Origin of the sequence: Xanthomonas sp. NCPPB 3582 (genome assembly GCF_041475735.2) — a bacterium.
In the GTDB taxonomy this organism is placed as follows: domain Bacteria; phylum Pseudomonadota; class Gammaproteobacteria; order Xanthomonadales; family Xanthomonadaceae; genus Xanthomonas; species Xanthomonas codiaei.
Genome location: NZ_CM192968.1, coordinates 1171913 through 1191900 on the forward strand (window position 1 = coordinate 1171913; position 19988 = coordinate 1191900).

Here is a 19988-nt window from a genome sequence, read left to right on the forward strand (position 1 = left end):
TACCAATCCCCGCTCCCGACTCCCCAATCCCGGCCCCACTAACACGGTGTGTGGGAGAATAGGGCTCTCCGCTTCCAGCGGTGTTCCCCTCCGCTTCCATAGACGCTCATGACCCAGCCCACCCGCCGCCAGCTGGCCAACGCCATCCGTTTTCTTGCCGCAGATGCGGTCGAAGCCGCCAAGTCCGGTCACCCCGGCATGCCCATGGGCATGGCCGATATCGCCGAAGTGCTGTGGAACGACTTCTACCGGCACAACCCGAACAACCCGCAGTGGTTCAATCGCGACCGTTTCGTGCTGTCCAACGGGCATGGGTCGATGCTGCAGTACGCGTTGCTGCACCTGTCCGGCTACGACCTGCCGATCGAGCAACTCAAGCAGTTCCGCCAGCTGCACAGCAAGACCGCCGGCCACCCGGAGCGCAGCGAAACCCCCGGGGTGGAGACCACCACCGGACCGCTCGGCCAGGGCTTTGCCAATGCAGTCGGGTTCGCGCTGGCCGAGAAGTTGCTGGCGCAGCGCTACAACCGCCCCGAGCTGGAGATCGTCGATCACCGCACCTGGGTGTTCATGGGCGACGGCTGCCTGATGGAAGGCATTTCGCACGAAGCCGCCTCGCTGGCCGGCACCTGGGGCCTGGGCAAGCTGGTCGCGTTCTGGGACAACAACCAGATCTCCATCGACGGCAACACCGCCGGCTGGTTCAGCGACGACACCCCGGCGCGTTTCGAAGCCTATGGCTGGCACGTGATTGGCGACGTGGACGGGCATGACGCCGAGAAGATCAAGGCCGCCATCGAGGCGGCGCTGGACAACGGCGACAAGCCCACGCTGATCTGCTGCCGCACCAAGATCGGTTTCGGTGCGCCGACCAAGGCCGGCAAGGAGTCCTCGCACGGCGCACCGCTGGGCAAGGACGAGCTGGAAGGCGCGCGCAAGGCGCTGGAATGGCCGTATGGCCCGTTCGAGATTCCCGAAGAGATCTACGCCGGCTGGCGCGCTGGCGGCACCGGCACGCTGCGCCAGGCCGAATGGGAGCAGCTGTTCGACAAGTATGCCAAGCAGTACGCCAGCGAGGCCGACGAGCTGACCCGCCGCTCGCATGGCGAACTGCCGGCCGACTTCATCGCCAAGGCCGACGCCTACATCGCCAAGGCGCAGGAAGAAGGTCAGACCATCGCCTCGCGCAAGGCCTCGCAGCTTGCGATCGAGGCGTTTGCGCCGCTGCTGCCCGAGTTGATCGGCGGCTCGGCGGACCTGGCGCATTCCAACCTGACCCTGTGGAAGGCCAGCAAGTCGGTGGCTACCGACGACCCGGACGCCAACTACGTGTATTACGGCGTGCGCGAGTTCGGCATGACTGCCATCGCCAACGGCCTGGCGCTGCATGGCGGCTTCATTCCGTTCGATGCCACCTTCCTGGTGTTCAGCGATTACGCCCGCAACGGCGTGCGCATGAGCGCGCTGAACCCGGCGCATGCCATCCACGTGTACACGCACGACTCGATCGGCCTGGGCGAAGACGGCCCGACCCACCAGCCGGTGGAACACCTGGCCTCGCTGCGCTACATCCCCAACAACGATGTCTGGCGCCCGGGCGATGCGGTGGAATCGGCAGTGAGCTGGAAGGCTGCGATCACCCGCAAGGACGGTCCGAGCTGCCTGATCTTCAGCCGCCAGAACCTGCAGCACCAGCCGCGCAGCGCCGAGCAGATCAAGCTGATCGAACGCGGTGGCTACGTGCTGGCCGATGCCGAAGGCGGCACGCCGGACGTGATCCTGATCGGCACCGGTTCGGAGGTCGGCCTGGCGATGGAGGCCAAGAAGACGCTGGATGCAGCCGGCATCAAGACGCGCGTGGTGTCGATGCCGTCCACCGATGTGTTCGATCGCCAGGACGCGGCGTACCGTGAGTCGGTGTTGCCCAATGCGGTGCGCAAGCGCGTGGCAGTGGAAGCGGGCGTGACCGGCTTCTGGCGCAAGTACGTGGGCCTGGATGGCGATGTCGTCGGCATCGACACCTTCGGCGCCTCGGCACCGGCCGACCAGCTGTACGCGTACTTCAAGATCACCGCCGAGCACGTGGTTGCGGCAGCCAAGGCGCTGTAACGCCTTGCGTGGTGCTTGAAAGAAAAAGCCGGCGAAAGCCGGCTTTTTCGTTTGGATCTCGTGAGCGATGCGCGGTCCGTCATCGTTCAACGGACGCATCGCGTGTTTCAGTGCGCGTCGTTGGCCAGCGCCGCTGCACGGATCCTGGTCAGCACCTTCAGTTGTGCGTCCATCATCGGCGGATTGGGATCGTGTCCGGTGCGTGGCAGCAGGATAAATTCCTTGCTCGGAGCAGAAAGACCATCGAAATAGGCTTTGCTGATGTGCGCCGGAGTGACCAGATCCTGTTCGCCCTGAATCAGATAGATCGGCATGGCGAACTGCGGCCCGAGTGCGCGCAGGTCGATCTGCGGACCCATGCCGTCGCCTGCCAGCCCGACGAACTGCAGGAAGGAATAGTCTTCTCCGGCCTCATAGGCTGCGCGGTAGTCGGGCGTGTCGTACTCCGCTGCGAAAGTGAACCAATCTTCTGGTGCCGGGTCGGTACTCAGGGCTTCGTATTTGCGCGTGATGCGCCGCAGGATTCCGAAGTTGCGTGGGTTGGTCCATGGCGGCGGGCCGATCTTCTCCAGCTTGCCGATCGCATCCGCATCGCTGGCTGCCCGGGCCAGGCTCAGCGTCTTGGCGTAGCTCGACGCCATGTCGTCCTGGTAATTGACCAGCTGCGCCGTGCCGACATACGCGTGGAACAGGTCCGGATTTGCCTTGGCGATAGTGACCGACAGTGCCGAGCCCCACGACCCGCCCATCAGGATGAGCTTGGGTTTGCCCAGCCGCTGCGAGGCATAGCGTGCGAGCTCGCTGCCGTCCTGGGTCAGCCGCTGCATGGTCAGCGGCTCGCCGTCGGCAGGCTTGCTTGCCGCATAGGTCTTGCCGGAGCCGCGTTGGTCCCACTGCACGATGGTGAAATCGCGCGTCCAGCTGCCGAACAGGCGATGCGCGAACGGCGTGTTGGGGTTGCCCGGCCCGCCATGGACGATCAGCACCACTGGATTGCGGCAGTCCTGGCCCTCGATCGTGACCCATTGCTGGATGCCTCCAATCTGCACAAGACCTGCCTCGTGTATGGCGTTGCCGGGTCCCCGGCAAGCGTCATGCAACGGCGTTTTTCCAGACTCCGCAGCACTCACTGCCGGCGCGCACACCAGTAGTAGGGCAATAGCTGCCCAGTATTTCTTCATTATTTGATTCCCATCGTAGTGCGTTGCGTCATTGCATCAGCCACCTGTTCAGCAGCTCCCGCTCCGAGTGTCGCGTCTATGCGAGCTCGGCTGCAATGGCTGCAGTTGGACCTGACGCGCCTTCCACTTTGGTAGCGCTCGCTTGTATCAAGCAGTGCTAAACAGTGGCAATCCGGCTATTTAAAATGTGAATCATTCCCATTAAAATGGTGCGCTGCCGCGCTTGCGTGGCGCGTCCTTCCCCTCTGTTCGCCGTCCGGCACTGCCGTGATGGGTGCCCTCGACTGTCTGTACCGGAGCTGTGATGAATCGTCCTACCGTAATGCGTCTTCTTCCCATTGCGCTGCGCCCGCGCGCGCTGTCGCATGCGGTGTTTGCCGCGCTGTGCACCCTGTCGGCAGGGCAGGCGATGGCCGAAACGCCGGCCGGCGATGCGGAGGTCACCACCCTGGACCGGCTCAATGTGCAGGGCGAGCAGGTCAAGGGCTACACGGTGGAAAAGACCACCGCCGGCACGCGCATGAATCTGTCGCTGCGCGAGATTCCGCAGTCGGTCACGGTGGTCACGCGCGAGCGCATGGACGACCAGAACCTGCAGAGCATCACCGACGTGCTCAACAACGTCTCCGGCATTTCGGTGGCGCAGAGCGACAGCGAGCGGCTGGAGTTCTACGCGCGCGGTTTCTACATCGACAACTACCAGTTCGACGGCATTCCGGCCTACATGGAGCAGGCCTGGAGCTACGGCGACTCGGCACTGGACGTGGCGCTGTACGACCGGGTGGAAGTGGTGCGCGGCGCCACCGGGCTGCTGACTGGCTCGGGCAACCCGTCGGCCTCGATCAACCTGGTGCGCAAGCATGCGGTGAGCCGCGACTTCACCGGCACCGTGTCGGTGGGTGGTGGCGACTTCAACAAGACCCGCAGCGTGGCCGATGTCACCGTGCCGCTGAGCCCTGAAGGCACCGTGCGTGCACGTGTGGTTGGCGTGTATCAGGACGGCGAGTCGGACATGGATCGCTACAACCTGCGCAAGAAGATCGGCTCGGCGATCATCGATGCCGACCTCACCGACAGCACCCTGCTGAGCGTGGGCTACGAATACCAGAAGAAGGAATCGGACGACGTCACCTGGGGCGGCTTCCCGCTGTTCTTCAGCGATGGCAGCCGTACCAACTACGATCGCTCGTTCAACCCGGCCACCGACTGGACCTTCTGGGATACGCGTCTGCAGCGCACCTTCGCCAGCCTGCAGCAGAGCTTCGACAGCGGCTGGATGCTCAAGGCGAATGTGAGCCACGAGAAGACCGAAGTGGCCAACCATCTGTTCTATCCGTTCTACACGATCTTCGGTTTCGACCGTGCCACCGGCGGCGGCGTGGTGCCGTATTCGGGCAACTACCAGACCGAGCGCAAGGCCGATGGCGCCGATGTCTACGCAGAAGGTCCGTTCCAGCTGTTCGGCCGCGAGCATCAGCTGGTGGCCGGCGCCAGCTACAACCGCCGCGAGTACGCCAACAATGGCACCTTCGATTTCCCGGCACCGCTGACCAGCTATTTCGGCTGGAACGGTGCCTATCCGGAGCCGAACTGGAGCCCGTTGTTGCTGCAGAGCGACGGCACCATCGAGCAGAAGGCCGCTTATGTGGCAGCACGCTTTTCGCTGGCCGATCCATTGAAGCTGTTGGTGGGCGCGCGCTACACCGATTGGCAGATCGATGGCAGAAACCTCGATTTCGCCACCCAGCAGCTGGTGCCGTTCTCCGACACCCAGACCGAAGTGACCCCGTATGCCGGCCTGGTCTACGACATCAACGATGTATGGTCGACCTATGTCAGCTACACCGAGATCTTCAACCCGCAGACCTTGCGCGATGCCAACGGCGGCTACCTGGACCCGTTGAGCGGCAAGGGCTACGAAGCCGGCGTCAAGGCCGCGTGGTTCGATGATCAGCTCAATGCCTCGCTGGCCCTGTTCCGCATCGAGCAGGACAACCTGGGTGTGGCCACCGGCGGTTTCGTTCCGGGCAGCAGCGAGTCTGCTTACGAAGCTGCAAATGGCGTGGTCAGCGAAGGTTTCGATTTCGAGCTTTCCGGTCGCCTGACCGCAGGCTGGAACGCCACGTTTGGCGCGTCCCATTACACCGCGCGCGACGACAACGGCACCTCGATCAACACGCATCTGCCGCGCACCACCATCAAGCTGTTCAACAGCTACACGCCGCAGGGAGCGTGGAGCGACCTGACCGTTGGCGCTGGCGTCAACTGGCAGAACCGCTCGTACTACGTGGACCCGGTGTACGGCACCTTCCAGCAGAGTGCCTATGCACTGGTCAGCGCATTCGCACGCTACCGCCTGTCGCCGCAGTTCTCGGTGCAGCTCAATGTCGACAACCTGCTCGACAAGCGCTACTACGCGCAGTTCAACGGCGGCTACGGCGCATGGGGCGCGTCGCGCAACGGCATGCTGACCTTCAACTACACGTTCTGAGGAAACACGGCATCGGGCGTCTGTGACGCCCAATGCGTGAAACCGGCACAGGCGTCCTGCCAAGGGGGCCTGTGCTTTTTTGTTGGCCTGCGCTGTTGCCGCGCGCAGACATGACGGTCGATCAAGGCACCAGCGGCTGCAGATGCTGTGCCATCACGTCCGCCACCCAATCCATGAAGGCACGCACGCGTTGCGGCAAATGGCGGCGTTGCGCATAGAGCAGGGTGACCGGCATCGGTTCGGCGGCCACTTCGGGCAGGATTTCTACCAAGGCCCCGCTATCCAGATACGGGCGCAACGGGCTGGCCGGTGCCTGGATGATGCCGAGTCCGGCCAGGGCTGCGGCAAGATAGCCGTCGCCGTTGTTCACCGTCACCGGTCCATGCATCGGCAGCAGCCGGTAGGCCTGACCATCGTGGTATTCGAAGCCCGGCGAGCGCTGGCCCAGCGTCGGCACGTAGTGCACCAGATCGTGCTGCGTCAGATCGTCCAGACACTGCGGTGTACCGCGAAGGGCGAGATACCCGGCGCTGGCACAGCTCACGATCCGGAACGCGCCCAGCGGACGCGCCACCAGGCTGGTGTCTTCCAGCGTGCCGACGCGCAGCACGCAATCGAAGCCTTCGCGCACCACATCCACGCGGCGGTCGGTGCCGCTGATTTCCACCTCCAGCTGCGGGTGCTGCGCAAGGAAGGCGGGCAGGGCCGGAATCACGAAATTGCGCGCGATGCCGGCCGACATATCCACCCGCAACCGACCGCGCAACTGGCCACGCTCGCGCTGAAACATGCCTTGCAGCTCGTCCATGTCGTCCAGCAGATCGCGGCTGCGCTGGTAGAACGCGCTGCCATCGCCGGTGAGCTGCACGCGCCGTGTGGTGCGGTGCAGGAGCTGGGTGCCCAGCGAGGCTTCCAGCCGTTGCACGGCGGTCGACACGCTTGCCTTTGGCAGTCCCAGGGTGTCGGCGGCCTGGGTAAAGCTACCGAGCTCGGCTACGCGCAGGAAGGCGCGCAGCGAATCCATGCTGTCCATCGATTGATCGATTGTCTTGAACGGTGCGATCAGCGTGAGCCGATTTATCTGCCGCAGCAAGCCCAATAGGCTGTAGACACTTTCTGACGGAGCGTGCCCCATGTCCACCACCCCCATCACCGTGATTACCGGCGGCAGCCGCGGCCTGGGCCGCAATGCCGCGCTTGCGCTCGCTGCGGCGGGCAGCGATATCGTGCTGACGTATCGCAGCCAGGACGCGGAGGCGGCCGAGGTCGTTGCGCAGATCCAGGCGCTGGGACGTCGCGCGCAGGCCATGCAGCTGGATGTGGCAGCGGCCGACACCTTCGCCGGGTTCGCTATGCAGCTGAAGGACGTGCTGACCGGCTGGGAGCGTACGCAGTTCGATGCACTGGTCAACAACGCCGGTACCGGCCTGCATGCGGCCATTGCCGACACCACGCCTGCGCAGTTCGACGCGCTGGTCAATATCCATCTGAAGGGGCCGTATTTCCTGACCCAGACCCTGTTGCCGCTGATCGCCGATGGCGGGCGCATCCTCAATGTCTCCAGCGGGCTTGCGCGCTTTGCGCTGCCGGGGTCTTCGGCCTACGCGATGATGAAGGGCGGGGTGGAAGTGTTCACCCGCTACCTTGCCAAGGAACTGGGTGCGCGCGGCATACGCGCCAACACGCTGGCACCGGGCGCCATCGAAACCGACTTCAATGGCGGCGGCGTGCGCGACAACGCGCAGATCAATGCGATGGTGGCGTCGATGACCGCATTGGGCCGCCCGGGCTTGCCGGACGATATCGGCCCGGTGGTGGCGGCATTGCTTGCACCGGGCACCGGCTGGATCAATGCGCAGCGCATAGAAGTCTCCGGCGGCATGTCGATCTAGCTGCCACCACTGCTGCCGTTTAGGCACCGGCGGTGCAGGCCTGGGCCAGGAGCCCACACGCGCCAGGCGCGGTTTCGATGCCCGCTGGCTGCAGCGTGTGCAGTGACTGCTCATCCGTGCCCGCATGCCGCACGCTCAGTTGCGTGTCTGCGACGCGTCAAATGCCTGAGGTATCGCCCGGAGTTCCATCTGCATAAGCCACGATGAGCAAGCGCAAACTCAAAGTGTGGACCTCAGTGGATTATCGCAGTGGCTGGTCGCCATGCAGGATGGGATAGGGATTCAACGCCTCGCCCTTCCACCACTGTTTTTCCGGCCCGAGCCGATGGATTTCGAAATGCAGATGCGGTGCGGCCGGATTGGCGTTGCCGGTGCTGCCGACATAGCCGATGACCTGGCCGCGCTTGATCGTTTGCTTCTCGGCCAGGCCGTCGGCGTAGCGCTCCAGATGCGCGTAGTAATAGCAATAATTGCCGCCGGGCTCGAACTGATACACGGTCAGGCCGCCGCGTTCGCTGGTGAACAGTTTTTCGACCTTGCCATCGGCGACAGCCAGCACCGGTGTGCCGGCGGGTGCCAGGATATCGATCGCATCATGCACGCGGCCTTCGCTGCGTGCATCGGTAAAGGTGTCCTGCAGCTGGTTGCTGCCGACGCCTTGTACCGGAATCAGCAAGCCGGACGTTGTCGTCGACGTATCTGTCACCGGTGCGGGAGTGGGAGCGGGTGTAGCCGGCGCCGACGCCGCAGCGGCTGCTGGTGTCGTAGTCGCAGCTGGGGGTGCTGCAAGCGTCGCCGACGGCGCTGCAGGTGAAGGCGACGTAGCGACTTCCATCCCGGTAGACGGCGAGGCAACTGTGCTCGCAGCAGGCGGCACCTTTGCTTCTGGTGCATGACGTTCCAGCCACCAGTAACCACCGGCACCGATCGCCACACCCGCGATCAGGATCATCAGCAGTCTCATGGCTACTCCTGCATCACCACCGGGACCGATGGGCCGACCACGCTGGCCAGGTTCATCACGTCCCAGTTGGTCAGGCGCACGCAGCCATGTGATTCGGTCTTGCCGACATGACCGGGTTCGGGCGTGCCGTGCAGGCCGTAATGCGGCTTGGACAGGTCGATCCACACCCGGCCGACCGGGTTGTTCGGGCCCGCCGGCAGCGTGGCCTTCTTGTCGCCCTTCTTGGCATCCCAGAACAGCTTGGGGTTGTACTTGAACACCGGATCGCGCGAGATGCCCAGGATCTTCCAGCGGCCGATCGGCAGGGGATCGTGCTTGCTGCCGGATGACACCGGGAACTGCGCGTACACCTTGTCGTTGGCGTCGAACAGCCGCAGCGTCGAGTCGGACTTGTCCACCACCAGCCTGGCCGGCTTGGCAAGTGGCGCAACGCCGTCGATGTTGGGTACCTGGATCACGCTGCCGGCCTTGCCCAGGTCCACGCTCGGATTGAGTTGGCGCAGCAATGCAGGATCGGCGTGGAAGCGCTCGCCCAATGCTTCATCGACCGATGCATAGCCCAGCGCCGACAGCTTGGCTTGCTCGGCCGGACCCTTGGGGATCGGCTGGAACGGGCCGGCGACATCGGCATCGGTCAAGGTGTATTGCACCAGCGCCGGTGTGGTATCGGCCTGCAATGCCTGCCAGGTCGCATCGTCCAACTCGCCGGTGACCTTGATATCGTGCGCGGCTTGGAATCCGGAGACCGCACGCTTCTGGTTGGAGCCGCGTTCGCCATCGATCTGCCCCGGCGAAAAATGCGCGCGATCGAGCAGCACTTGTGCGTGCAGATCCGAACGCGGACCGGTTTGAACAGCCTTCTCCGCAGGCGTTGCGGCAGCCGCGGGCGTTGCTTGTGGTGCCTGCGCCAGCGCGGACAACGAGGCGCCAAGCGCCAGGGCGAGCAAACAGACACGAGCGTAGGAGCGTGTTGGCATGAGCGGTTCCCAAAGATGCATGGCGCACCTTGCCGCAGCCAGCTGCGTTTTCTGCGTGAAATGGCTGCACGCGCACTGACTGCAGACCGCCAAGCGCGCATCGGCTGCACGACGGGGTCAAGACCATCGGTGGTCTCAACTCGAGTTGCCTGGCCCCGATTTTTCCATCCGTCACGACGCCGCGAGATGCAGACCTTGCACGCGCGATCTGGCGAACCGGCGTGCGGTGTCCGGTTGCATCGCGAACCAGCAGCCATGCAGCCTGCAACGCCCCCGCACGAGCGGGCAGCGCCGCTGCGACCTTGCCGCACTCTTGCCGTCAGTAGGTGTAGCCCAGCGTCAGCATGTAGACCCGCCCGGTCTGCACATAAGCACCATCGGCGCCTGGATCGTAGGCCATGTAGCGTCTGGACTTGCCCTGGGTTTCGTAGAACGTGGCCACGTTGAGCAGGTTTTTCGCCGACACGCCCACGTCCACATGATGCGGCAGATGATAGGTGGCGTTGAAGTCCAGCGACTTCACCGGCTGCAGGTAGTAATTGAGCCGGTCGGTGGTGAGCCCCAGCAACTGCAGGCCGGTGTAGTTGTAGCTCAGGTCGGTGCGCAGATGCGTGTCGTCGTAGAACAGGTCCAGGTTGTAGAGGCGCTCCGGGGCACGCGGCAACCAGGTCTTTTCCGGTTGATCCGCGCGCCTGCTGTCCGCTTCGCTGTGCTGCAGGGTGACATTGGCGGTGACGCCAAGATTGCTCCACAGCCCGGGCAGTTGCTGCAGGCGCTTGCTCGCTGCCAACTCCAGGCCATAGAGCCTGGCGGTGCCGCCATTGAGCGGCATGGTCACCGGCACGCCGTTTTCGAACGTGGTGCCGGTTGGTACCAGGCCGCCGAGGGTGTTGTCGTTGCTGGTGGCCGACTGCGAGGTATACACGAAGCCGGTAATGCGCTTGTAGTAAGTGGAGGCGCTCAGCACGCCGCCCTGGTGATCGTAGAATTCGGCAGACAGGTCTGCATTGTCGGCCTTGCTCGGCTGCAGGTCCGGATTGGGCCTGGAGATGCCCACCACCCGTTGCGTGTCGTCGATGGTGTACACGGTTTGCCCGGAAATCAGGCCGAATGCCGGCCGGCTGAAACTGCGGCGCAACGACGCGCGGTAGACCGTGAGCGCGTCCGGGCGATAGTTGAGGCTGACGCCGGGCAGCACCTGCCCATAGGTGCTGCCGCTGCCGACGAAGCGACCATCGATGCCATCGCCACTGGACTGCCAGGCATCGGCCGAATACCGCGTCAGTTCATAGCGCACGCCGGGCAGCACGCTCACCGCGCCGAAGTGCAGTGCGGCCATTGCATAGCCGGAGGTGATCGCCTCGGTGCTGGAGGTGGTGTTGGCGTTGTAGTCGTTGGCGGTATAGGTGCCGGCGCCATTCGGATCGTCGATGTACTTGTAGGGTACCGCCTGCGCGCGCATCCAGCGGCGGTCCAGCAGCTTGAACGCACCGGTGTAGCGGCCGTCGAAGGCCTTGTAGGTGAGGCGGCCAGGAATCGCGCTCAGCGGTGGGCCACCGGCGGTGGGGAAGGCATAGTTGGGGCCGCCGAAATACGGCCCATTGGTAACGAAGTTGCCGTCCTTGTGGAAGAACGGATGGTCGTATGCGTCACGCTCGGAGCGGTCGGCCGACAGGCCGACCTTGACGCTGTCCAGCACATCCCCGTCCACGCGGTAGGTGATATCGGTGTGCAGGCTGGCGCGGTTGTCGTGACTGCCGGCATCGTGGCCCTGCACCTTCCACAGCAGCGACGCATCCAGGTTGTAGAAGAAGTCCTGCAACGCCTGCGAGCTTGGCCCGATGCTCGGGTAGGTGGGATCGCTGAGATCGAAGGCGAAACTGCCGGGCGTGAAGCCATACAGGCTGGCCGAGACATAGTCCGGCCGGCGGCGGGTGCCGCGGCCGAACGCGCTGCCGTAATCGAAACGCAGCCGGCCCAGCGTGGTCTGCCCGCCCAGTTGCAATGTCGCCAGAGTCTCGTCGATGTCGTGCGTATTGAAATAGCCGCCGCGCACGGCGGTGGGCTGGTTACGGAAGGTTTCCAGGCGTGCGCTGGACTGGTCCTGCTGGCCGGTGACGCCGTAGCTGCCATAGATCGCGCGCGCATACAGCGCGCTGGTGTCGCCCTGCCAGTCCAGCGACAGGTTGCCGCCATAGCGCTCGATCTGGCTGGTGTAGAGGCTGTACTTGTAGCGGGTGCTGATCAACGGCCCCACGTTGCGCAGGTCGGTGGCGTTGGCAAGCGCTGGGTCGGCCGGCACGTACTTGCTGTTGGGCGCCGGTGCCTGCGCCATGGTGTTGTTCTTGCCGTAATAGGCAGAGGCGTAGATGCCGAACGCATTGCCGTCGCCGAACTTCCAGGCCAGCTCCTGCTGGAGGGTGCCGCCGCTGTCCTTGCCGCCCAGATGCGTGGCCAGGTCGTTGAGCTGGCCGCGTGCGGTGGTCCTGGCAGACACGTCCTGCGCGAAGTCGAACGCGTTGGGCGTCCGCATGTCGATGGCGCCACCGATGGAGTCGCCGGGCATGTCCGGCGTCGGCGATTTGGACACCTGCACCGACTGGATGCCGAAGGGTGCGAGCATGTTCAACGAAATGGCGCGGGTGGACGAATCGGTTTCCGGCATGCCGAAGCCGTTGAGCGTGTAGGCGTTATAGCTGGCATCCATGCCGCGGATGCTGACGTAGGCGTTCTCGCCGGTGGTGGCCTGGCCCAGGTGCATGTCGCTGTACGCCGACAGCCCCGGCATGTGCGCCACCACATCGGCGATGCCGCCGGACGGAATGGCATCGATCTGCTGCTTGCTCAGCACGCTGTTGACGCTGCTGGAGGTGCGTTGCTCGTCGAGCGAGCCCGGCGCGGCGGCATGCGTGGCCTGCACGTTGACCGAGTCCAGGGTGGTGGTGGCTGTGCGCAGGTCCGGATTTTCTGCAAAGGCAGGTGCCGACAGCGCCAGGGCGATGGCGCAGCTCAGGCGATGGAAAGGACGAAGATACGGCATTGGAAGACTCTCGGAGATGGGGAAGAGAAAGGCCCGGTCCGGCACGTGGACATGGCCAGGTCTGGCCGACGCCATCCATTGCGACAGGAGGTGGTTTGCCTGTGGCGGCCGCGGGACCGCGCGTGCCGCCGCCGATCAGTGGCTCAGATCGACGCCCTTGCACAGCGTCTGCGGCCGCTGCGGATTGCAGCGCGCCACCGCATTGCCGGCAAAGCGCATCACATAGCCGGAGCTGGCCGGCGCGTTGACGGGAAAGTCGGTGCTGATCAGCTGTGCGCCGCTGGCAAGCATGCGGTCGCGCCGCGTGGTGTCGTTGGCCTGCGCTTGCTTGAGGTCGGCGTCGGCGCGTGTACGCACCAGGTAGCCGGCCTTGACCAGCTGCGTGATCTCCTCGGCAGGGCCGTCGTTGCGCTCGACGAACGCGGCATCGTCGGCGCCCGGCACCGCATTGGTGAAGCACACCCGGCCGCGCAACGATGGATGGCCGGGAAGATAGCTGTCGCTGGCGCTGCGTTGATCCAGCAGGAAGATCACCTTGCCGCGTGCGGCCTGCAGGGGCGGCCAGCCATGCGCCAGCACCGCGGCATTGAGCGTGCGCGCGCTGCCACGCACCTGATCGGGGCCGATGTACTCGCCGGGCTGGAACACCGAGCGCAGCTCGGCATCCAGCGCGTCCATCGCCTTGGCGTCGAACGGCTCTGGCTGCACGGTCGGGAACGGCGCCGGTATCGATGTCTGCTTGGTCTCCAGCAGGATGAAGACGGGCACATGGCCGGGGTGCTGCCGGGACCATGCGCGCACCTCCTGCAGGCAGGCCACCAACGGCTGGCAGTTGCTGCGCTGGTCGATGTCCTGCACATGCATGACCTTGAATCCGGGCTTGTCCATCACCCCCTCCGGCGCGCTTGCCGGCGCGGCTGCAAGCCCGGCCTTGGCAATCTGCGCAACGATGGCAGGATGCGCATAGCGCCCACCCTGTGCATCGGCAAAGACATCCAGTTCCAGTTGGCGCACGCCATCGTCCAGTTGCCTGGTCAATGCCGGATGGCGGTAATCGAGCGCGGCAAACAACGCCGGATCCAGTTGCTTCAGCACCACCGCCTCGCTGGGGGCGAATCCGGCGTGGTAGCTGTTGTGGCTGCCGATGTATTGCAGATCGGTGAGGTGGGGCGCTGCGCTCGCCATAAGGCTGCCCAGCATCGCAACCGCGAAGGTAATGCCGGCAGCTACAGTCCTTCGCTTTTCGCGCGAGTCATTCGCTTTGCTGCCGGTGCGGGAGATGGATGCAGAAACAGCGGAAAAACCAGGCATTCAGAGCGATCCGGACACAATGTGATCGCCATCATCCTGGCCCAGTTTGACGCATATCTTTCCGCTGCATGTCCGTGATGCGTCAGCCCGCTGGCCTGGTCGCTATCGAACGCGCCCCGTCGGTGGATCATCTGCTACCGATCTGAAGTTGTTTGTCGCAAGGCATGTACAAGCAGTCGCGCCTGCACGCGCTCGCCAAGACTGCGCGGCGCATCCAGCGCCATGCGCTGCAGGCACGCCGCCTCGTCGGGTTGCAATTCTCTGCGCGCGAGCACGGCGCGCGCCACGGTTGCGGCCTTGCCGGTCGCACTGGCCGTTGCAGCCTTTAGCCAGGTCAAGGCGCGCAACAGGCGCTGCTCGATCGCGGTGAAGTCGCTGCCCAGTGGGTAGTCGGGCAGGCTGCCGTCGCGGCGAAACGGGGCCAGGGCCTGCTCCAGCGCCTCGGGCGTATTGCGTTGCGCGCGTGTAGCCAGTTGCGGTGGAGTGCGTAGCTTGCGCGACCGCGTCGCCTGCGCCAGCAACGTGTCTTGAAAGCGGGCATCGCAGATGCCGGCCATCTCCAGTACGCAGTCCTGGTCGGTCTTGTGGCGCAGGTCGGCGATGCCGTATTCGGTGATGTAGAGATCGCGCAGGTGGCGCGGGATGGTGGTGTGACCATAGTTCCAGCGCACATTGCTGGCCGCCCGCGCGCCCGCATCGCGGGTGGCGCGCAACATCAGCGCGCTGCGTGCCTGCGGCAGCGCATGGGCCATCGCCACGAAGTTGTACTGGCCGCCCACACCGGACACCACGCGTCCATCCTCCAGGCCATCGGAAACTGCCGCCCCGAGCGCGGTGGCCATCATGCAGGAGTTGAAGAAGCGCGCATCGCGCCGTTGCAGGCGTTCCAGCGCTTCGTTGCCGCCATAGAGCTGATTGATCTGGCTGATGCGGCGCATGCCGATGGCCTCGCGGGTCTGCTCGTCGAGTGTGCGCAACCACTGGTAGAAGTCCGGCGAGCCGAGATAGAACGCGCCATGCAGGAATTCGCCTTCGCGTGCCAGGCGTGCCCGGTCGTCGGCATCGGCGCTGCCATCGGCGATGCGTTGCATCAGCGGCAGGTCGTCGTGCACCTTGCGGGCGATCACGCCACTGTCCACCAATTGCTTGAAGCCTTCGTTGAGCATCTCGCTGCAGCCATACAGGCCGATCGTGAACGGCTCCAGCCCGCCGCTGGCCTGCACGGCCGGATGCGTTGCAAGTTCGGGGTCCAGTGCCTGCAGCACGCGGCGATAGGTGGCGTTGTCGGTGTGGCGCAGGACCAGCGCATGGCTGAGGGCATCGGCCAGCGTGCCGATGCCGATCTGCAAGGTGCCGCCATCGCGCACCAGGGTGCTTGCATACAGGCCAATGGCGTAATCGACGCTGCTCACCGGCTGCCGCGGCAAGCCGAACAGGCGCGGCGAGGGGCCGGGCAGGTCGATGACCAGATCGAAGAACGCCGCGTCCACCGCGGCGGTGCCGCCGATCCAGGGCAATTGCGGATCGACCTCGGCCACCAGCAAGGGGCGCGGCAGCCCCAGCGACTGCACCGCCTCCAGGGTGTCCTGGGTGATGTCGTTGTTGCACGACAACGACAGTCGCGTACCGCCAGGCTCGCGCGCTACCTTCTGCACGATCAGGTTCGGCGCCCTCTGCGCCACCGCGGCGGCGGCGTGCGTGTAGTTCAGGCTGGTGTAGTCGGCCTGCGCCTGCCTCGACTGCAGCAGCCCGCCGGATTGCATGTAGAACTCTTCCACCTGGATATGCGCGGGCAGGGCGTCGCGCAGCATGGCATCGACATAGGCCAGCCGCGGAAAATCCTCACCGAAGTGACGCGCAATGAACGGTGCCGCAAAGCGTGCCTGAAGGCCCGTGCCCGGCCTGGGCGGATTGAGCGAGAGTGCGGTGTACAGCGCCAGCGGCCGCGACGGGGTGTCCTTGAGCCGCGCATAGAGCGCATTCAACAGCCGGTGCGGTTTGCCGATCCCCAGTGGCGCGCCAACGCGAAGGGGGCCGTCGATACGTTGCAGGATCCACTCCAGGGCGGAGTCCAGGTCGGTCAGGTGGTCGGTCATCGGTGCAGGGTAGCCGAGCCGTCGCTGCGATGCCTGCGGGGCGAATGCGTCGCCTGGGGGGCTGCTGCAGCTGCAAGCGATCATGGAAGAGGCTTGACATCGCCTGTGTTTACGAGCGTAATCGTAAAAAATTACGGATGTAATCGGATGCAGATCAGCGACGCCGAAGCCGTGGTGATGCAGGTACTCTGGGACGGCGCGCCGCGCACGGCCGAAGAGGTGGTGGCAGCGCTGCCGCAGACCGACTGGGCCGAGCCCACCATCAAGACCCTGCTCAATCGCCTGCTCACCAAGGGCGCCATCGCCGCGCAGAAGGATGGGCGCAAGTACCTGTACACACCGGTGCTGCAGCGCGACCAGTGGGTGCAGCAACAGAGCGAGGGCCTGCTGCAAAGACTGTTCGGTGGCCGCGTCGCACCGCTGGTGGCGCACTTCAGTGAGCGCGGAAAGCTCAGCGCATCGGATGTCGCCGACCTGAGGCGCCTGCTCAAGGAGCTGGACGATGAGCCCTGATGCCATGATGTTACGGACCACGCTCTACACCAGTGCTGCGGTGCTGGCCTGTCTGCTGCTGCGGGGACGCTTGCGTCTTTGGTTAGGCCCGTCGGCCGCCTATGCGATCTGGGCCAGCGTGCCGCTGGCCTTGTTGGTTGCGTTGGTGCCAGGCCCGCCCATCGGCATGGCGACGCTGCCTGCATCGGGGCTGGGGACACTGCCGTTTGCACCGGGCAGCGTCGGCGGTCGCAGCGATTGGCGCGAAATCCTCGGCCTCGCATGGCTGGCTGGCGCACTGCTGATGGCCTTGCTGGTGTGGCGCAGCCAGCGGCGTTTCGTGCGGGGCCTCGGGCCACTGCTTGCCTTGGACAAGACGCTATGGATGGCAACGCACGATGGAGGTCTGCCAGCCTCGCTGGGTCTTCTGCGTCCACGCATCGTGCTGCCGCCGGACTTCACCACCCGCTACAGCGCCGACGAGCGCGCGTTGATCCTGGCGCACGAGCAGCAGCATCTGCATCGCGGCGATCTGTGGGCCAATGCGCTGGCGATCGCGCTGCTGTGCCTTGGTTGGTTCAATCCGCTGCTGTACCTGGGATGGCGCGCGTTTGGCCTGGATCAGGAGCTGGCCTGCGATGCCGCGGTGATGGCACTGCATCCTGGCAAGCGCCGCAGCTATGCCGCGGCGATGCTCAAATGCCAACTCGGCAACGCCTGGACGCCATTGGCCCGCCACTGGGCAGCGGCGCATCCGCTGACCCAGCGGCTCAGCGCCCTGCGCATGCCTGCAATCGCCACGCAGCGCGCGTGCAGGAACTCGCGTGCGGTCATGCTGCTGGCGGCCATCGCCGGCCTCGCCTGTTGGGTGATCCAGCCGGCGCGTCTGCAGGCCACGCCGGTTGTCGGCAGCCCGGTGGATTTCAGCACGATGCAGCCGCCCAGATACCCGGCTGCAGCCGCCGCTGCGGGTCTTGCCGGCCTGGTCGAACTGCAGATCCAGGTGAGCCCGAGTGGGGTGCCGGAGCATATCGTCATCCTGCGCAGCCAGCCGGCCGGGGTGTTCGACCAGTCCGTGCTTGAGGCAGCGCATAGCTGGCGCTTCAAGCCTGCCTCTGTCGATGGCAGAGCGGTGACCTCGGCGGTACGCGTGCCGGTGCGCTTTGAACCGGATCCGGCGGAAGACGCTTCCGGCATTGCCCCGGCCACCGGTGGCCCGCAGCACATTGCGCAGCTTGAACGCAGGGCCGGCTGCCCGGCGTCGGGTTGCACCGCGCAGGAGATGCAGTGATGCGGCGCGCGCTGGTGTGTGCAAGCGGTGTGCTGGCGCTGTTCCTGGGCGGCTGCGCGAGCCGGCCTGTGCTGGAGCAGGAGCGCAGTCAACGCGAGGATTCGGTCGATCAACGCATGTTGCCGCCGCAGTCGGGTGCTGGTGGCGCGGCCGCGACGCAGGCCTATACGCTGTCGTCCACACAACGCTTTCGCATGCCACGCGCCCTGCGCAGCGATACGCCCGCGCTACCGCCGGAGTCGCCGCGGCAGACCCTGGCCCCGACCACGGTCTGCGTGCAGGTGATTCTCACAGCCGACGGCGTGGTGCAGCGCGTGGACCCGCTGTCCGATCGCGATGAGTGCGGCGCCGTGCTGTTGCCCGAGCATGCCGATCTGCTGCAGGCCGTGCGCGCTGCGGTGATGCATTGGCAGTTCGTGCCCGCAGCGATGTGCAGCTACGCGCCCGGCGCGACACCGCCGGCGGACCTGGACGACTGCACCGGCGCCGCGCGGGTGGAGCCGGTGCCGGTGACCTTGCCGTTTGCCTTCACTTTCGAGGTGCGACAGGGCAGGGCGAGTGTGCGGTCCGGTCAGGTGGCACGCTGAGTGCGGCATGCGGTGCCGGGAACGGTGTGCCCGGTCCTGCGCTGGTGGAAGCTGGGTCGCAGGCTACGTCCTGCAGGTCGAGCCCAGCCGGATAGTGAGCCTGGATAGAGCAGCGCACCTGCAGCGCGTGCCGCGAACAACGCGCAGACGGCAAAGGCATGCGCCTGGGAAATCGCATCACCGAACTGATGGCTTTCGCGCAGGCCGGCGCGCAATCGCACGCTGCGCGCCCGCTTGCGCCGGTGATCCCATCAGGTCAACGCGTGCACGCTGTCGGCAATGCGCTGCACTTCGTCCGGGTTATGGCTGACGTACAGCATCGGCAGACGGATTTCGTCGCGCACGCGCTGCAGGTACGGGATCAATTCATCGCGACGCGCCTGGTCCAACGCCGACAACGGCTCGTCGAACAACAGGATCGCCGGCTGCGACAGCAGCGCGCGGCCGATCGCCACCCGCTGCGCTTCGCCGCCGGATAAATTGCGCGGCCGGCGCTGCAGCAGCGGCGCGATGCCGAGCAAGGCCACCACATCGTCGAACCCGAACGTCGCCGCGCCGCGCGCATGCCGGCCATAGCGCAGGTTGTGCCGCACATCCAGATGCGGAAACAGCCGCGCATCCTGGAACACATAGCCGATGCGGCGCTTGTGCGTGGGCAGGTCCACGCGCTGCTGGCGGTCGTACAGGCAGCGTCCATCGATGCGGATATGGCCTGCATCCGGCTGCACCAGGCCGGCGATGGCGTTGAGCACCGTGGTCTTGCCCGCACCGGAGGGCCCCACCAGCGCCACCACGCGTGCCGCGTCCTGGATGCAGATGTGTCGCTGGAAATTGCCACGCCGCAGATGCAGGTCCAGATCCAGCATCAGCCGTCCTCGCGCGGATGCGGCCGACGCACCAGCCATTCGGAGAGCAGCAATGCCGCCAGCGAGATCGCCAACGCCACTGCCGCCAGTCGCCATACGCCCGACTCCATTCCCGGCACCTGCATCAGGCCGTAGATGGCCGACGACAAGGTCTGGGTTTCGCCGGGGATATTCGACACGAAGGTGATGGTGGCGCCGAACTCGCCCAGCGCCTTGGCGAACGCCAGCACCATGCCGGCCACCAGGCCGGGCCAGGCCAGGGGCAGGGTGATGCTGAAGAACACCCGCCACGGCCCGGCCCCGAGGGTGGCCGCGGCCGCTTCCAGGCGGCGGTCGGTGGCTTCGATCGAGAGCCGAATTGCGCGCACCATCAGCGGGAACCCCATCACCGCGCAGGCCAGCGCCGCGCCGGTCCAGCGGAATGCGAATCGCACGCCGACGTGTTCCAGCAACCAGCTGCCGATCACCCCCCGCGTGCCCAGGGTCACCAGCAGCGCGTAGCCGGTCACTACCGGCGGCATTACCAACGGCAGATGCAGTACCGCATCCAACAGCGCCTTGCCGGGGAAACGCCGGCGCGCCAGCAGCCAGCCGCAGGCGATCCCCGGCGGCAGGCTGGCCACTGCGGCCACCAGCGCAACCTTCAGACTCAGGCCGATGGCGACCAGCTCTTGCGGGGTGAACATCGACA

14 protein-coding genes and 1 pseudogene are annotated in these 19988 nt (G+C 65.5%); 6 read left to right on the plus strand and 9 right to left on the minus strand.

Annotated features, from left to right (window positions below; translation table 11 throughout):
• The first annotated feature begins 108 nt into the window (after positions 1 to 108).
• On the plus strand, positions 109 to 2109 hold the full coding sequence (tkt, locus tag ACCQ05_RS05000) for a transketolase (RefSeq protein ID WP_372393098.1): 2001 nt from the start codon (positions 109 to 111) through the stop codon (positions 2107 to 2109).
• Positions 2110 to 2348: 239 nt separating this feature from the next.
• On the opposite strand, the pseudogene ACCQ05_RS05005 reads toward tkt, so the two are convergent.
• Positions 2349 to 3290: pseudogene (locus ACCQ05_RS05005) on the minus strand (alpha/beta fold hydrolase); the annotation flags it as partial.
• A gap of 304 nt (positions 3291 to 3594) precedes the next feature.
• On the opposite strand from ACCQ05_RS05005, the gene fhuE reads away from it, so the two are divergent.
• Complete coding sequence (gene fhuE, locus ACCQ05_RS05010; RefSeq protein ID WP_372393099.1) at positions 3595 to 5781, plus strand: ferric-rhodotorulic acid/ferric-coprogen receptor FhuE; 2187 nt, start codon at positions 3595 to 3597, stop codon at positions 5779 to 5781.
• Between the two features lie 121 nt (positions 5782 to 5902).
• Here the strand turns inward: fhuE and ACCQ05_RS05015 are convergent, their stop codons facing one another.
• Positions 5903 to 6814: a LysR family transcriptional regulator gene (locus ACCQ05_RS05015; RefSeq protein WP_372393100.1), complete on the minus strand. Its 912-nt coding sequence runs from the start codon at positions 6812 to 6814 to the stop codon at positions 5903 to 5905.
• Positions 6815 to 6914: 100 nt separating this feature from the next.
• Here ACCQ05_RS05015 and ACCQ05_RS05020 point away from each other — a divergent pair, with 100 nt between their 5' ends.
• Entirely contained in the window at positions 6915 to 7673 is a 759-nt protein-coding gene (locus ACCQ05_RS05020) for an SDR family NAD(P)-dependent oxidoreductase (protein WP_372393101.1), read from the plus strand.
• A 241-nt stretch (positions 7674 to 7914) separates the two neighbouring features.
• On the opposite strand, the gene ACCQ05_RS05025 is transcribed toward ACCQ05_RS05020, so the two are convergent.
• The 5 genes from ACCQ05_RS05025 to ACCQ05_RS05045 form a co-directional block, all read right to left on the minus strand.
• Positions 7915 to 8637, minus strand: coding sequence for a peptidoglycan DD-metalloendopeptidase family protein (locus ACCQ05_RS05025; RefSeq protein ID WP_372393102.1), 723 nt, complete (start codon positions 8635 to 8637; stop codon positions 7915 to 7917).
• Between the two features lie 2 nt (positions 8638 to 8639).
• Positions 8640 to 9557, minus strand: coding sequence for a L,D-transpeptidase family protein (locus tag ACCQ05_RS05030; RefSeq protein WP_372393933.1), 918 nt, complete (start codon positions 9555 to 9557; stop codon positions 8640 to 8642).
• A 376-nt stretch (positions 9558 to 9933) separates the two neighbouring features.
• Positions 9934 to 12654 carry a TonB-dependent receptor gene (locus ACCQ05_RS05035; RefSeq protein WP_372393103.1) on the minus strand — a complete coding sequence of 907 codons (2721 nt, stop codon included), beginning with the start codon at positions 12652 to 12654 and terminating at the stop codon, positions 9934 to 9936.
• A 135-nt stretch (positions 12655 to 12789) separates the two neighbouring features.
• Positions 12790 to 13854 carry a phosphatidylinositol-specific phospholipase C1-like protein gene (locus ACCQ05_RS05040; protein WP_372393104.1) on the minus strand — a complete coding sequence of 355 codons (1065 nt, stop codon included), beginning with the start codon at positions 13852 to 13854 and terminating at the stop codon, positions 12790 to 12792.
• Positions 13855 to 14099: 245 nt separating this feature from the next.
• Positions 14100 to 16061, minus strand: a complete 1962-nt coding sequence (locus tag ACCQ05_RS05045) for an acetyl-CoA hydrolase/transferase C-terminal domain-containing protein (RefSeq protein WP_372393105.1) — start codon at positions 16059 to 16061, stop codon at positions 14100 to 14102.
• Between the two features lie 147 nt (positions 16062 to 16208).
• Here ACCQ05_RS05045 and ACCQ05_RS05050 point away from each other — a divergent pair, with 147 nt between their 5' ends.
• Genes ACCQ05_RS05050 through ACCQ05_RS05060 form a run of 3 tightly spaced genes read left to right on the plus strand, consistent with a single transcriptional unit; the run spans position 16209 to position 18431 of the window.
• Positions 16209 to 16574 carry a BlaI/MecI/CopY family transcriptional regulator gene (locus ACCQ05_RS05050; RefSeq protein ID WP_372393107.1) on the plus strand — a complete coding sequence of 122 codons (366 nt, stop codon included), beginning with the start codon at positions 16209 to 16211 and terminating at the stop codon, positions 16572 to 16574.
• Positions 16564 to 17844: a TonB family protein gene (locus tag ACCQ05_RS05055; RefSeq protein ID WP_372393108.1), complete on the plus strand. Its 1281-nt coding sequence runs from the start codon at positions 16564 to 16566 to the stop codon at positions 17842 to 17844. Before ACCQ05_RS05050 ends, ACCQ05_RS05055 begins: the two co-directional genes overlap by 11 nt.
• Positions 17844 to 18431 carry a hypothetical protein gene (locus ACCQ05_RS05060; protein ID WP_372393109.1) on the plus strand — a complete coding sequence of 196 codons (588 nt, stop codon included), beginning with the start codon at positions 17844 to 17846 and terminating at the stop codon, positions 18429 to 18431. Before ACCQ05_RS05055 ends, ACCQ05_RS05060 begins: the two co-directional genes overlap by 1 nt.
• A gap of 251 nt (positions 18432 to 18682) precedes the next feature.
• Here the strand turns inward: ACCQ05_RS05060 and modC are convergent, their stop codons facing one another.
• Both modC and modB read right to left on the minus strand, forming a co-directional pair.
• A complete protein-coding gene (modC, locus tag ACCQ05_RS05065; protein WP_372393110.1) occupies positions 18683 to 19297 on the minus strand; it encodes a molybdenum ABC transporter ATP-binding protein in 615 nt (204 codons plus the stop codon).
• Positions 19297 to 19983, minus strand: coding sequence for a molybdate ABC transporter permease subunit (gene modB, locus ACCQ05_RS05070; RefSeq protein WP_372393111.1), 687 nt, complete (start codon positions 19981 to 19983; stop codon positions 19297 to 19299). The genes modC and modB overlap by 1 nt, the downstream gene beginning before the upstream one ends.
• Between the last annotated feature and the right edge of the window lie 5 nt (positions 19984 to 19988).

Coding starts and splice junctions, on each gene's coding strand:
- tkt (WP_372393098.1), top strand. CDS start 109: ATGACCCAGCCCACCCGCCGCCAGCTGGCCAACGCCATCCGTTTTCTT.
- fhuE (WP_372393099.1), top strand. CDS start 3,595: ATGAATCGTCCTACCGTAATGCGTCTTCTTCCCATTGCGCTGCGCCCG.
- ACCQ05_RS05015 (WP_372393100.1), bottom strand. CDS start 6,814: ATGGACAGCATGGATTCGCTGCGCGCCTTCCTGCGCGTAGCCGAGCTC.
- ACCQ05_RS05020 (WP_372393101.1), top strand. CDS start 6,915: ATGTCCACCACCCCCATCACCGTGATTACCGGCGGCAGCCGCGGCCTG.
- ACCQ05_RS05025 (WP_372393102.1), bottom strand. CDS start 8,637: ATGAGACTGCTGATGATCCTGATCGCGGGTGTGGCGATCGGTGCCGGT.
- ACCQ05_RS05035 (WP_372393103.1), bottom strand. CDS start 12,654: ATGCCGTATCTTCGTCCTTTCCATCGCCTGAGCTGCGCCATCGCCCTG.
- ACCQ05_RS05040 (WP_372393104.1), bottom strand. CDS start 13,854: ATGCTGGGCAGCCTTATGGCGAGCGCAGCGCCCCACCTCACCGATCTG.
- ACCQ05_RS05045 (WP_372393105.1), bottom strand. CDS start 16,061: ATGACCGACCACCTGACCGACCTGGACTCCGCCCTGGAGTGGATCCTG.
- ACCQ05_RS05050 (WP_372393107.1), top strand. CDS start 16,209: ATGCAGATCAGCGACGCCGAAGCCGTGGTGATGCAGGTACTCTGGGAC.
- ACCQ05_RS05055 (WP_372393108.1), top strand. CDS start 16,564: ATGAGCCCTGATGCCATGATGTTACGGACCACGCTCTACACCAGTGCT.
- ACCQ05_RS05060 (WP_372393109.1), top strand. CDS start 17,844: ATGCGGCGCGCGCTGGTGTGTGCAAGCGGTGTGCTGGCGCTGTTCCTG.
- modC (WP_372393110.1), bottom strand. CDS start 19,297: ATGCTGGATCTGGACCTGCATCTGCGGCGTGGCAATTTCCAGCGACAC.
- modB (WP_372393111.1), bottom strand. CDS start 19,983: ATGTTCACCCCGCAAGAGCTGGTCGCCATCGGCCTGAGTCTGAAGGTT.